This window comes from Polynucleobacter sp. JS-Mosq-20-D10 (assembly GCF_018687755.1).
Classification (GTDB): Bacteria; Pseudomonadota; Gammaproteobacteria; order Burkholderiales; family Burkholderiaceae; genus Polynucleobacter.
Window position 1 is genome coordinate 1,091,629 of sequence record NZ_CP061305.1, and the last position, 12,340, is coordinate 1,103,968.

The following is a 12,340-nucleotide window of genomic DNA, read 5'->3' on the forward strand; positions in this document are numbered from 1 at the left end:
TTTATGGGTTAACTACAGGGATTAGGTGCATTGCGGGTTTCTAAATAAAGAAGAGCTAGGTAGGCACCGAAGATAAATCCTGGCAAAGCAAGCAGTGATCCAATTGCCAATGTGGAGATACCACTTAAGCCTTGGCCGACAGTACAGCCAAGTGCTGTAACCCCACCAAATCCCATCAAAGTCGCACCAACTAAATGGTTGGCTGTATCTTCAGTATCACGAAAGCTCTCCCAGCGAAATGACTTAGTAAAAATGGAAACACAGGCAGATCCTGTAATCATTCCGATGACAGCAGCAATACCGACAGTGATCACCTTTGAAGTATCGCTGTATAGCATCAACCATTCAAGCGAGAATGCATAAGGCGCCACAAAGGAGAGACTCTCCATGCGACCAGAGTTGGTTACCAAGAAAACTTCCTCTAAGGTATTGGGATCCTCAGCAACAAAGCCCAAGTTACCTGATATCCACCACACAGCGCAAATAGCCAGACCAACAAAAGTTCCAGCAAATAGATTTTCAGCGGTCCAAAAAGCTTTACTTGCTAGCGCATAAGCAATGAAGGCAAATCCCACTATTAAACCTAAAGCTAGATGTAAGTTATTGCGAGCAATACCAGTAATTGGAGCCAAGATACTTGGTAAATCTTGAGAAGTACTCAAAGCAATGAATACTGAATCTAAGGTGTTAACACGAATCACGCCCAGAAAGCCCTTCAAAGTCATGTATGCCGAAAGCCCAAGGACAACGAACACGATGATGGACTTGAGATTACCGCCGCCAATGCGGACAAGAGTCTTGCTGCCGCAACCAGAAGAAAGCACCATGCCAAAACCAAATAAAGTACTACCTACTATGGCGGATAACCATAAAAACTTATTGCTGGTGTAGATACTTTTCAGTGGATCAATGAGCCCCAAGTAAGACATCAAAGCAAACCCGACTATGGCAACGCCAATAGCCAGAAACCACTGCTTCAAACGACCCCAGCTAGACATAATAAAAATATCTGAGACTGCGCCCATGCTACAAAAACCTGTTTTTTGCATCACTGCGCCAAGCAGAAAAGTTACTGCAAAGGTAGCAAGTAAAACGGATTTGCTAAGAAAGGAAATATCCACTGCATCCATAATAAAAATCTTTACTGAAATTATTTAAATTTATAAAACTGCTTATTGAGAAAGGCCGTTACGTCAGCCTCATCCTCAGGGAAAAGATCAAGACGCAATTCTGTATTGCACAAAGCGACCATGGTCTTTAAGTTCTGAAGGTTTTTAACCTTACTATCGCTGCGGGTGTAGATCATGTCACCATTGCCAAATCCAGATTTCTTGGCATGGCAGGCGTAGCATTTCTGCTGATCAATTTTTTTGCCATTGGCAAGATCCGATGTAGCGTAGACGGATAAGTTCAGGCCCAAAATAGCCACGAACGTAAATCCAAGCTTAATTAGCAGTAATTTCATTAGAAATCAGTCATTTAGCGAAATAAACGACTATTTTAAAGCCAGATGACAAATTTGCCTTATTCCGCCTGAATGGATAGATAAACGTTATAGGCATTCATGCGGTTTGCAGCCCTAAACAAGGGCATTCCTTCATATTCTGACCAATCTGTCTGCTGATAGGCCTCCTCAAAAGGATCCATATCGATAGCCGACTTTGCCATCGATTGACGTAAATACTTCAAATACTCCCTGGTGAAGCGGATATCTTGAGTTGGATTAATCGAGTGCGCGCCATGGCCGGGAATCACGACACTAGGGTTTAGTGATTCGATCTCATTCAAAGCCTTCAACCAGCCCTTGCTATCGGCATTACCAACAAAGGGGATGCGACCCCGAAAAACCAAGTCTCCAGCAAAAAGGACTTTTTCCGATGGCACATAAATAATTAAATCCTCAGGCGCATGGGCAGGACCTACTCTTCCAATCTTCAATTCGACGCCCCCAACTGTCAGCGTGAAACTCTGATCTATCCAGACGTCTGCAGAAATTAAATTAGTAGATGCATTTACCCAAGGAGCAAAATCAGTCCGTGATGCGATCAGGCGCTGCTTAGCAGTTTCAGAGGAGATATAGTTTCTTCCTTCTCCTTGGGCATAAATCTTCGACCCAAGCTGCTTGAACTCTTGGAGTCCATAAACATGATCCGCATGGTAATGCGTTACGATGACTGCGACGACTTTTTGAGATGTGAGCTTTTTAATTTCCGCAATGAGTTTCTTGGCAAGCGCTGGCGAACCCAAGGCATCAATGACAACCACACCTTTTGGCGTAATCACAAATCCCGCATTGGAAATAAAGTTTTGATTTTTACTGCTACCCATCTCTGCTAAGCCTTTTACGAAATACGTATTTGGCGCTACTTGAATAGGCTTGAGGATTAAATCATCGGATGCGTGAGTAGTGGTTACAGATATAAGCAGTAAGGCCGAGGCAAGGGAAAGCGCTCGTAGGACATATAAGCACAACTTAAGATACGACAACTGCATAGCTTAAGGCTTTATATAAGCAAAATGATTCTGATATTGAAGATCGGCAACTCGAACAACTCCCGATGGAGTGAAGTCTGCATCTAGAGTAAATTGATCTTTCTTCAGATTACGATTCTTTAGCGTAATCTCGCAGACCTCAAAACGAACACCACGCGACTTCAACGCACCAACCAGAGGTGCGTATTCAATTCCATTCTTCTTATCTTTTGCACCCTCCATCATGATGTCGACGCCATTGGCATGAGTAACAACAATGATTTTGGTCTGCGGGGATACATCGAGGTGGTTCCGTATATTACGTAGGCCTTTAATGCCTTGAGACTCAGCATCATCAATGTGATAAACCACTTCTGTAGGTCCTGCAGCATAAGCTCCGCTAGCAAACAGGGTAAAAGTAACTGCCAGGCACTGAAGTAATTTTTTCATTGTTTATCTCGGATAAAAAGTATTAGAGTGAAACCATTCCGGGGTTGTTTTTTACACCCTTAATGATGGGTTCATTGAGCTTCACGGCTTTAACCACCTTAACATCACGCAAATAGCGTTCCATCACATCCCAAATTGGTTCGCCACCAACATTCTTAGCGTCTTCGCTAACCGGCGCCCAACCAGCAACCTTGTAGGTCTTGCTAGGATCGATGTCCTTGCCATTTAAACGCATATCACTAATCCGCTTACCGGCAGATGCTGCCGGATCAATGGTGTATTGCATACCACCTACGCGAACCATGTCGCCACCCTGTTGGTAATACGGATCTGGATTAAATAGGTTGTCTGCCACATCCTCCAAGATAGTCTTGATAGTTTCACCAGACATATTAGTAACCGTGGTGTATGGATAAGTGATCGCAGTTTGGTCTAACAAGTTCTCGCGAGTAATAGCTTGGCCTGGTAATAAGCTTGTGCCCCAACGGAAGCCTGGAGAGAAAGCAATCTCTGCATTCTTCTGAGCCATCAATCCATCCAAAATTAACTGGTCGAAACTGCCGTTGAAATTACCACGACGATACAAAAGACCATCCGTAGTGGCTAATTTCTCATTCAACTTAGCTTCATATGGCGCTCGCACTTTAGCGATCAGCCTATTCATCGCAGGATCAGCGGGAATCATATTCGAGAAGATTGGGAAAAGCTTGTAGCGGAAGTCTACGGGCTTGCCACCTTTGACATCAAAATCAAGCACACCCAAGAATTTGCTATTGGAACCTGCATTGGTAACTAAAGTTACCCCATTCGAGTTCTTTACCTTGACTGGAGTCGGAACGCCATCATGCGTATGGCCACCCATAATCGCATCTAAGCCAGTAACACGTGATGCCATCTTTAAATCCACGTCCATACCGTTATGGGATAGCAACACAACTACTTTTGCACCCTTAGCCTTTACTTCATTAATCGTCTTCTGAAGATTTTCTTCCTGAATACCAAATGTCCAGTCTGGCGTGAAATAACGTGGATTAGCAATTGGCGTGTATGGGAAAGCTTGACCAATGATGGCGACTTGAATCCCGTTCTGCACCTTCATTACATAAGGATTAAAAACGGAGTCGCCAAAGTCTGCGGTTTTAATGTTTTGAGCAAGAAAAGAAACCTTTCCCTTAAAATCGCCATTCACAATTTCCATGACGCGCTTCTCGCCTAGTGTCATTTCCCAGTGCGGAGTCATCACATCGACACCTAGGAGCAAGGCAGCATCAACCATATCCTGACCATTGGTCCAAAGTGCCGTGCCAGATCCCTGCCAAGTATCACCACCATCTAACAATAGTGAGCCTGGACGACTTGCTTTGATTTGCTTAATCAAAGTTGCCATATGAGCGAAGCCACCCATCTTGCCGTAATTTTGCGCCGCCGCAACGTAATCAAGATAAGTAAAGGCATGGGCATCACGCGTCCCTGACTTAATGCCGTTAGCCTTTAGAAAATATTCGCCGACCAAGTGAGGTGCCTTACCCTCTTGCGTACCAATGCCAAGATTGACATTGGGCTCACGAAAGTAGATTGGTAACAGCTGGGCATGACAATCTGTGAAATGCAAGAAATGTACATTGCCAAACTTTGGCAAATCATAGAATTTTTGGGCAGTTGTCTGTGCGCTAGCAAAATTAGATTGCAAACTCATGCCACCTGCGGAGGCGATAGCCAATGCTTGTAAAAACTCACGACGATTTAAAGGCATAGTTATTCCCTTAAGAAAACAGGCCTTTCGGCCTGTTTAAATATATTATTTATTCACAGGTGATTCTGGATCAAGCAGTAAAGCCATGACATCTTGCATTTGCTGCTCATTCAATAATTTGAAGTGAGCAAAACGCGGCATATTACTGCAAGCGTTATAGGCCTTGGAATTATTGATGCGATTCCAAGTGTAGGTGACCACCTCTTTGGAGTAGCCACGCACTTTTCCATAACCAGTTAACGATGGGCCAATGTTTCCATAAGAAATTTCTTTGGAGTCAATCTGGTGACAGTTATAGCAACCGCCGCCAATAGGGGTATCAGCCGTATCGGTCCAGGTTGCACCGCGACCACTTTGCGCAATTCGCTCGCCATTCTTCCAGTCGCCTATATATTTTCCATCAGCAGGCTGCTTTATTGAATCCATATTGATTTTCTGGATTTTCTCGCGCATGGCCTGACCTTGTTTGCTGTTTGCAAACTGAGGATCTGAGCAGAACTTCTGCGTAATATCTTGATCAATACGATTTAATCCTGCAATACCATCAGCTTTAAAGCTTTCCTGAATCATCTTGTTAAATTTTGGATCATTTTTCTGTTGAGCAAGAGCAGGAGTTTGAACCAAGCCAGCGGCAAAAATAAATCCAATAGCAGCTAAGAGTTGTTTTAAGTGTGTAATTTTCATGTTCATCTCTTATCCATTAACGCTTTAAGCCAGGTGTTTCGACTGTTCCGCCATTTGCGGTCTTTGCCATATACATAGACAAAGCGATAGTCACGTCCGAGCTATATATAGGGAAAGGGAAACGTTGCTGACGGAAGCAATCATTCAAACGCTGCTGCATAGTCCAAAATTGACCGCTCGATACGCGGTAGGCTGGCCAATAACCCCAACCTAAAGCAGCACCTTTTTGCTCTGTAATATTGGGTAAATCTTGCAAACGAATACGCTTACCGTTTTCCGCATGACAAGATGCGCAGGAGAAGTCCATCGGACCGCCCTGGAAAAAGAAAGCGCGCTTACCAAGGTCATACATCTCTTTTTCTTTTGGATGAGCGGTGCTTACCTTAATCTTGTCACCCTTAGATAAAGTAACAACATAGGCAACGATAGCCTCCATGTCCTTCTTAGGACCCTTTTGGAATAGAGCATCAATCATTTCCTGTGGATCGCGACCCTGCAATACTTGCATGCACGTCATCAAGCGAGACTCTAAATCTTGAACCTTATTAGTATCTTTGAAGTAGCGTGGCAGCTGAGCCGCGGCACCCTTCACAACCCCAGGCCCCAAACCTAGATTACATTGTTCAAGAGTTGCATTCTTTGGCCCAGCAGGTTTTTTCCACAGCTCTTCACCTGCCGCCTCGTAGAGCTCTGAAGGATTTCCGTCGGCAATCATCTCGCGATACTTAGCAATATCGTCTGTAGCACTCTTTTGTGCTGACACCGAGGATGTCATTGTTAATAAAGCTACTACTAGACCAGTAGCTAGCCCTAAGGTCAATTTACGCTGCATTTCCTACCCTTTCAGAACCACGGAGGCGGTAAAGATTTATTAAAGCAAAAAAACAATTAAGAAGCAGTTGCTTCATCAGTGCGTTTGTCGCCTTTACTGTCATTCCAAGTCACAACAATTTTGTCGCCCTTAGCACCTTTGTACTTAAAGTTCAAAAATGGATCCTTAGATACCGCCGGACCAAATTGACCATTAAATACATCCTTACCATTTGCCTTCACATTAATTGTGTTGATAAACCAAGCTGGAATAGTTTTACCGGACGCGTCTTTACGCTGACCAGATTCCATATCATGTTTCATCAAGATTTTTACGTCTACAGTGCCACCATTTTCAGCAGCTCTTACGCGCATTGGATCAGCCATTTTGGTTCCTTTTTTACTCTATATATAAATGAATTGTTCTGTTGAATTACTGCGGAATTAACCGCCGCAACCACCAAGCGTTACTTTGACTTCTTTAACAGTCATTAGCCACTTACCATCAGCCTTGACTAAACCATATACATTAGATGTTTGACCCATCTTGATGCGAGTGGTGACAAAAGCGTCTGTACCGGCTGGGATAAAGAATTGAGCCGCAAGTGCGCTTGGATTCTTTTCAACCAGGATTGCCATTTGCTCTGCTTTAAGCGAAGTGATAATTCCAACGGGAACGACCGCGCCGTTTTCAGCAATATCAGGGGCATTTAAAGTAACCGCGGATGATTTTTCTGGGCTACTAGCACCCATGATCTTAAACACATCATCGATACCCTTACCTTCAAAAGCAGCTTTATTCCACTCTTGGGCTTGAGCAGAACTAATAAGGCCTGCAGAAGCCATCAAGCCAAATACTGCTGAGTACTTCAATACACTGCGACGCTGCTGATTCATAAAAACTCCTTTATTAATCTTTACTTCTCTCAATTTATTACTTATTTTGCATTAAAACACCCTACTTACTACCAAAAATAGCTTTTTATTTACCGCTAGAAAGCATCCAAACCACTAAAGCCTTGCGATCTTCATCAGTAAGCTGGGCTTGAGCTGGCATCGGGATTGAGCCCCACACCCCTGCTCCCCCCACTTTCACCTTGGTCATTAACTTATCCACTGCACCACTCTGACCCTCATACTTTTTAGCAATATCTGCAATTGATGGTCCAACCAACTTGGCATTGGGGGCATGGCAAGCAGAGCAGTTCTCATTTTTAAAGAGTACTGACGGACCTTTTGCTGCAGAAGAATGGGTATCTGCTGCATGTGCCAACCCAGCTCCTGAAGAACCAGGTAATTGTTTAATGGGTGGCTTCGTGGTGTCTGCACCACGATATGGGCCGTACATTCGATTTTGCTCAGCAATATTTTCATGAGCGTTGCGAGCAAAGTCAGGCAAGGTTGATCCAATTTGCACAAATGGTACACAGTTAAGCATACATGCACTGCCATTGACGTCAGGCTTATCTTTTACATTCCAAAAGCCATGCTTAGTCGTCATACCGTTGCGGTTTGGCATTTTAATTTCAGCAATATTTTTATCGCTGAGAACAAAATCATCTGGAACAACTTCACCAAGACTCAAGATAAATGCAACTAATGCATAAGTATCGTCAGGAGTCAGTGATCTAGGAGCATTCCATGGCATAGCGCGATAAATGTAATCCCATAATGTAGATACTGTGGGCACCTTCATTAAGGTCGTTCTTTGAGGCTGCTTCATATCTTTTAAAGAGGCAACTCGACCTGTCTTCAAATCATCCTTGGAGGTACCACCAGCGATAGGCGTAAAGATTTCATTAGACTCACCAAAGGTGCCATGGCAACTGGCGCATTTAGCCTCCCATATAACCTGACCCTTTTCAACAGAACCAGATCCTTTAGGCAAACCTTTGAAGTCTGGGCGCACATCAATATCCCAGGCTGCAACTTCTGCAGGAGTAGCCGTTCTACCAATACCAGGGAATTTGGCTGAGCCAGATTGCGCTAATACTTGTTGAGAACTAATTGCGATGAGCGTCGCAAATCCTAGACCGATGCTAAATTTATCCAACTTGAACATTGCTCACCTCGCCGTTTGTATCCAATTTCCATGATTGGATTGCATTGTTGTGATAGATCGAGCGTGTACCGCGGACATTGCGAAGTGTTTTGATCGAAGGTTGAATGTAGCCGGTGTCATCTACAGCTCTTGATTGCATGATTGCCGGGGAGCCATCCCATACCCAATCGATATTAAAGCGCGTAATAGACTTAGTGAGGACAGGCGTTTCTAGGCGAGCTGTTCGCCAGTTGTTGCCGCCATCAAAAGAAACATCCACTCGAGTAATTTTTCCCCGACCAGACCAGGCCATACCACTCACGTTATAGAAGCCCTTATCAAGCAATTGTTGACCGCCTGAGGGCGTTGTGATGACGGATTTACACTCTTGTATTGATGCGTATTGACGATGTGTTCCATCTGGCATGAGCTCAATGTAGTGAACCGCTTCGTCTTTGGTATTCCAAGGCGTATCGCCTACTTCTAAACGCCGCAACCATTTCACCCAGCTCACACCCTGCACCCCAGGAACTACCAAGCGCAATGGAAAGCCGTTTTCTGGACGCAACATCTCACCATTCATGGCCCAAGCAACAATTGTGTCATTAAGGCAACTCTCGAGATTGATAGTGCGGGTCATCCCTGAACCATCACCGCCCTCGGCTAACATGAACTTGCCTTTTTTAAGGTCGGCACCACACTCTTCCAACAATACCTTTAGAGGAACTCCTGTAAATTCACAGCAAGAAAGCATGCCGTGGGTGTACTGCACAGTTGGAACAGCAACGTTACCCCACTCTAATCCAGTATTTGCACCACACTCAATGAAGTGAGTACGAGATACCGAAGGTAAACGCATTAAATCATTCATCGTGAAAACACGTGGGTTCTTCACTAAGCCATTGACCATCAAGCGATGTGTTTCTGGATTGACGTTGTACCAGCCCTGATGATGGCGCTCAAAATGCAATCCGTTGGGAGTGATGGTTCCGAACAAGCCCTGAAGCGGAGTAAAGGCAACAGAGGCTGCCGATACTCGGGTCAAGCCCGGCGACTCACGGCGAATGAGGTTTGACTCATAAATTGATGGCACACCATATGGCATGGTTGCTACATTCTTGCCAAGCGTTGTTTGCCATTCTTGCTTTTCCAGAATAGCTGGGTCACCCTCGCCTGCCGCCATAGCTAGTGGGGTCGCCAGTCCAGCTGCTGCACCACCAAGAGCAGACATAAAGCCCTTACGTAAGAAGCTACGGCGGGTTTCATCTAAGCCGTTTGCATTGATATCGGCGATGAGCTCCTGAGAGATAAAATGTTCTGGTGCCTTTACTAGGCGAGCCTGATTAAATGGCTTTTCGATTGTGCTGATGTCCTGAGCTCTAATCTCGACTTGTTTTTTATTCATGTGATCTCTACTTTGGTCAATAAATACTAAAAAATTAATGCAAACTCTCGGCAATCTTGGCGCACACGGTTTGGCACATTTCCACAGTGGCGTTATCAGCAATTGAATAAAAGACAGTGATGCCCTCTTTGCGTCTAAGCAAAATTCCCGCTTTGTGAAGCGCAGAAAGGTGACGTGAAACATTAGCCTGGCTCGAGCCGCACAACTCAACAACCTCAGATACAGACTTTTCACCGCTACACACTGCATACATGATGCGTAAGCGTGACGGTTCCGAAAGAACGCTGAAGTATTCAGCAACACGTGAAAAAACCTCTTCCATTACTTGCGGAGAGAGATTTTTGGTGGCTTTTTTTGCTTTAGTTTCAATATTCATTATTTATAACGATATATGCGTATATTTGTATATGTGTATATATTTGACACCAAAGAGTTTGATACCCATATAGTGGAATACCCTAAGCTTTGAAGGCAATACAATCACTGAATGGATATTGATGCAATTCTGCTGTCCTTAAAGCTTGCTTTTTGGACCATGGCTCTGATGTTGCCATTTGGGATATGGGTTGCCCATAAGCTAGTGAATCTCAATAGAAGCCGACCATGGGTTGAGGCTGCTCTGGCTCTTCCCTTGGTGCTTCCGCCGACAGTTTTGGGCTACTACTTTCTGGTTTCATTTGGTAACACCAGTATTTTCGGCGTTCCCCTTGTATTCTCATTTACAGGAATCCTACTTGCATCGCTAATTGCAAATATCCCATTTGCAATTCAGCCTATACAGCGGGCCTTTGAGGCTATTAATCCTGAAATTCGAGAGGCCGCCCAAGTCAGCGGCCTCAGTAATTGGCAAATCTTTCGCTTAATTGAACTTCCCCTCTCTTGGCGTGGCATTACTGGTGCAGCCGCCCTCACCTTCGCCCATACCCTTGGGGAATTCGGCGTTGTCCTGATGGTTGGTGGCGCAATACCTGGTGAAACAAAAACAGCCTCTATTGCAATTTATGACAAGGTTCAGAGCTTTGACACCTCTGGTGCCGGCGCTATTGCTCTTGTCCTCTTGGGTATATCTCTGGTGTGCATTGCTCTTTCCTATGGAGTACTGGGGCGCAATCCAAATTTGCGCAAAGGCTTAAGCTAATGTTAAGGGTCAAAATTCAACAGACCGCTCCAAGCCAGCTACAAATCAATCTTGAGTGCGCTCCAGGAGAATTGCATGCTTTAGTAGGACCCTCCGGGAGTGGTAAAACTAGCGTTCTCAGAACGATTGCAGGCTTAAACAAACCCGCTAGTGGAAAAATTGAGTGTGACGGCGAGGTCTGGTTTGAGGGGGATGATCTGCGCAGCAAAGTCCAGCAACTCTCGCCGGCAGAACGCTCTTGCGGCTTCTTATTTCAGCAGTACGCTCTTTTTCCCCATCTCAGCGCCTTGGATAATGTGACGATTCCATTGCAGAACACTGACATCTCCAGATCTAAGCGCAAGGCTATTAGCTTGGATCTGCTTGATCGCATGGGTATTGCTAATCTCGCAGAGCGCATGCCAAATCAACTATCTGGCGGACAACAGCAACGCGTTGCTATTGCAAGAGCACTTGCTAGACAGCCGAAAGTCTTATTACTAGATGAGCCATTTTCGGCGATCGACACACCAACACGTCAAAGTCTATACAAAATATTGGCAGATCTACGTTCAGACTTAAACATCCCCATCTTGTTAGTCACTCATGACCTACGTGAGGCTGATTTATTGGCTGATCATATTACTGTTATTGACCAAGGTATTAGCCTGCAAACTGCAGCGCCACAAGTACTGTTTCAGAAGCCGAGAAATTCAAGGGTTGCTGAATTGGTTGGCATTAGCAATCTGTTTAATGGCGTATTCGACACCGGCAGCTTGACTTGGGATGGCTGCGCAAAGGTCTTTTCAGTTGCGGATAAAGGAAAGATTCCACCGAAATCTCGGGTTGCCTGGGTCATCCCCCAAAGTGGCTTAAGCCTTCATAACAAACCAACGCAAACTAGCATACCTGCCTTAGTTCAAAAGATGAGTAGTCTTGGCCAGATAGCTGTGACCCAGTTACGTATTCAAGAGAGTAAAAATACTGTTGAATGGGAGGCCTCCTCCGCCGAAGTCAGGAGGCTGGAGATGGAAGTCGGCAAGCAAATGCATATCGAGCTTGATGGCAATCAAATTCACATCATGCCCTTACGGCTAATTAATGATCCTAGACGCTTCATTGGAAATTAAAATCTTGGGAATTTACTTAGTAATACTCTGTAAACCAGGCTATGTACACATAAGTTACCCAGTCAGCCTTTGAAATCATCCTCATAACAGACAGATAACATCCACTTTATATGCTAGTATCCTCAAAATTATTATTTTACTCAATAACAAATAAACGGAGCTCATATGAAAAATAGTCGTCGCCAATTTATGATTTTGTCTGCTGCTGGTGCTTGCACCTTGGCCTTGAATGGTCATGTTCAAGCCCAAGCCATGGTTGCTGAAACAGATCCACAAGCTGCTGCATTGGGTTACAAAGCAAACGCTACTGCTGTAGACAAAGCAAAGTACCCTAAGTACGCCGCTGGTCAGGCATGCGGCAACTGCGCTTTGTACCAAGGTAAGCCTGATTCTGCTGCCGGTGGTTGCTCTTTGTTTGCTGGCAAGCAAGTTGCTGGTAAAGGCTGGTGCTCTGCATACGCTAAGAAGGCTTAACCCT

The 12,340-nt window shown here is 44.7% G+C and carries 15 protein-coding genes; 3 read left to right on the forward strand and 12 right to left on the reverse strand.

Translation table 11 applies throughout. The features are described from left to right. Positions 1-8: 8 nt before the first annotated feature. The 12 genes from FD967_RS05645 to FD967_RS05700 form a co-directional block, all read right to left on the reverse strand. A complete protein-coding gene (locus FD967_RS05645) occupies positions 9-1,130 on the reverse strand; it encodes a YeeE/YedE family protein (RefSeq protein WP_215324972.1) in 1,122 nt (373 codons plus the stop codon). Between the two features lie 20 nt (positions 1,131-1,150). After that, positions 1,151-1,465 carry a hypothetical protein gene (locus tag FD967_RS05650; RefSeq protein WP_251368980.1) on the reverse strand — a complete coding sequence of 105 codons (315 nt, stop codon included), beginning with the start codon at positions 1,463-1,465 and terminating at the stop codon, positions 1,151-1,153. Between the two features lie 59 nt (positions 1,466-1,524). Further along, positions 1,525-2,487: an MBL fold metallo-hydrolase gene (locus tag FD967_RS05655; RefSeq protein WP_251368981.1), complete on the reverse strand. Its 963-nt coding sequence runs from the start codon at positions 2,485-2,487 to the stop codon at positions 1,525-1,527. Positions 2,488-2,496: 9 nt separating this feature from the next. After that, on the reverse strand, positions 2,497-2,922 hold the full coding sequence (locus FD967_RS05660; protein ID WP_215324974.1) for a DsrE family protein: 426 nt from the start codon (positions 2,920-2,922) through the stop codon (positions 2,497-2,499). A gap of 22 nt (positions 2,923-2,944) precedes the next feature. Continuing rightward, on the reverse strand, positions 2,945-4,675 hold the full coding sequence (soxB, locus tag FD967_RS05665; RefSeq protein ID WP_215324975.1) for a thiosulfohydrolase SoxB: 1,731 nt from the start codon (positions 4,673-4,675) through the stop codon (positions 2,945-2,947). Between the two features lie 45 nt (positions 4,676-4,720). Next, entirely contained in the window at positions 4,721-5,359 is a 639-nt protein-coding gene (gene soxX, locus FD967_RS05670) for a sulfur oxidation c-type cytochrome SoxX (protein ID WP_215324976.1), read from the reverse strand. A gap of 16 nt (positions 5,360-5,375) precedes the next feature. Next, entirely contained in the window at positions 5,376-6,191 is an 816-nt protein-coding gene (gene soxA / locus FD967_RS05675) for a sulfur oxidation c-type cytochrome SoxA (protein WP_215324977.1), read from the reverse strand. 56 nt (positions 6,192-6,247) lie between these two features. Continuing rightward, positions 6,248-6,556, reverse strand: coding sequence for a thiosulfate oxidation carrier complex protein SoxZ (soxZ, locus tag FD967_RS05680; protein WP_215324978.1), 309 nt, complete (start codon positions 6,554-6,556; stop codon positions 6,248-6,250). Between the two features lie 57 nt (positions 6,557-6,613). Beyond that, positions 6,614-7,066: a thiosulfate oxidation carrier protein SoxY gene (soxY, locus tag FD967_RS05685; RefSeq protein WP_215324979.1), complete on the reverse strand. Its 453-nt coding sequence runs from the start codon at positions 7,064-7,066 to the stop codon at positions 6,614-6,616. A gap of 85 nt (positions 7,067-7,151) precedes the next feature. Further along, positions 7,152-8,231, reverse strand: coding sequence for a c-type cytochrome (locus FD967_RS05690; protein ID WP_215324980.1), 1,080 nt, complete (start codon positions 8,229-8,231; stop codon positions 7,152-7,154). Next, a complete protein-coding gene (gene soxC / locus FD967_RS05695; protein ID WP_371819320.1) occupies positions 8,215-9,570 on the reverse strand; it encodes a sulfite dehydrogenase in 1,356 nt (451 codons plus the stop codon). Before soxC ends, FD967_RS05690 begins: the two co-directional genes overlap by 17 nt. A 79-nt stretch (positions 9,571-9,649) precedes the next feature. Then, complete coding sequence (locus FD967_RS05700) at positions 9,650-9,991, reverse strand: metalloregulator ArsR/SmtB family transcription factor (RefSeq protein WP_215324982.1); 342 nt, start codon at positions 9,989-9,991, stop codon at positions 9,650-9,652. A 111-nt stretch (positions 9,992-10,102) separates the two neighbouring features. Here FD967_RS05700 and modB point away from each other — a divergent pair, with 111 nt between their 5' ends. The 3 genes from modB to FD967_RS05715 all read left to right on the forward strand — a co-directional run bounded on the left by modB (position 10,103) and on the right by FD967_RS05715 (position 12,336). Continuing rightward, a complete protein-coding gene (modB, locus tag FD967_RS05705; RefSeq protein WP_215324983.1) occupies positions 10,103-10,753 on the forward strand; it encodes a molybdate ABC transporter permease subunit in 651 nt (216 codons plus the stop codon). Then, on the forward strand, positions 10,753-11,862 hold the full coding sequence (locus FD967_RS05710) for an ABC transporter ATP-binding protein (protein WP_215324984.1): 1,110 nt from the start codon (positions 10,753-10,755) through the stop codon (positions 11,860-11,862). Before modB ends, FD967_RS05710 begins: the two co-directional genes overlap by 1 nt. Before the next feature lie 165 nt (positions 11,863-12,027). Then, a complete protein-coding gene (locus tag FD967_RS05715) occupies positions 12,028-12,336 on the forward strand; it encodes a high-potential iron-sulfur protein (RefSeq protein ID WP_215324985.1) in 309 nt (102 codons plus the stop codon). The last annotated feature ends 4 nt before the right edge of the window (positions 12,337-12,340 follow it).

Excerpts from the sequence above, each read along its gene's own strand:
- soxX (WP_215324976.1), bottom strand. The coding sequence starts at position 5,359 with ATGAAAATTACACACTTAAAACAACTCTTAGCTGCTATTGGATTTATT.
- FD967_RS05690 (WP_215324980.1), bottom strand. The coding sequence starts at position 8,231 with ATGTTCAAGTTGGATAAATTTAGCATCGGTCTAGGATTTGCGACGCTC.
- FD967_RS05650 (WP_251368980.1), bottom strand. The coding sequence starts at position 1,465 with ATGAAATTACTGCTAATTAAGCTTGGATTTACGTTCGTGGCTATTTTG.
- FD967_RS05660 (WP_215324974.1), bottom strand. The coding sequence starts at position 2,922 with ATGAAAAAATTACTTCAGTGCCTGGCAGTTACTTTTACCCTGTTTGCT.
- soxA (WP_215324977.1), bottom strand. The coding sequence starts at position 6,191 with ATGCAGCGTAAATTGACCTTAGGGCTAGCTACTGGTCTAGTAGTAGCT.
- FD967_RS05645 (WP_215324972.1), bottom strand. The coding sequence starts at position 1,130 with ATGGATGCAGTGGATATTTCCTTTCTTAGCAAATCCGTTTTACTTGCT.
- FD967_RS05715 (WP_215324985.1), top strand. The coding sequence starts at position 12,028 with ATGAAAAATAGTCGTCGCCAATTTATGATTTTGTCTGCTGCTGGTGCT.
- soxZ (WP_215324978.1), bottom strand. The coding sequence starts at position 6,556 with ATGGCTGATCCAATGCGCGTAAGAGCTGCTGAAAATGGTGGCACTGTA.
- modB (WP_215324983.1), top strand. The coding sequence starts at position 10,103 with ATGGATATTGATGCAATTCTGCTGTCCTTAAAGCTTGCTTTTTGGACC.
- soxB (WP_215324975.1), bottom strand. The coding sequence starts at position 4,675 with ATGCCTTTAAATCGTCGTGAGTTTTTACAAGCATTGGCTATCGCCTCC.
- FD967_RS05710 (WP_215324984.1), top strand. The coding sequence starts at position 10,753 with ATGTTAAGGGTCAAAATTCAACAGACCGCTCCAAGCCAGCTACAAATC.
- FD967_RS05700 (WP_215324982.1), bottom strand. The coding sequence starts at position 9,991 with ATGAATATTGAAACTAAAGCAAAAAAAGCCACCAAAAATCTCTCTCCG.
- soxY (WP_215324979.1), bottom strand. The coding sequence starts at position 7,066 with ATGAATCAGCAGCGTCGCAGTGTATTGAAGTACTCAGCAGTATTTGGC.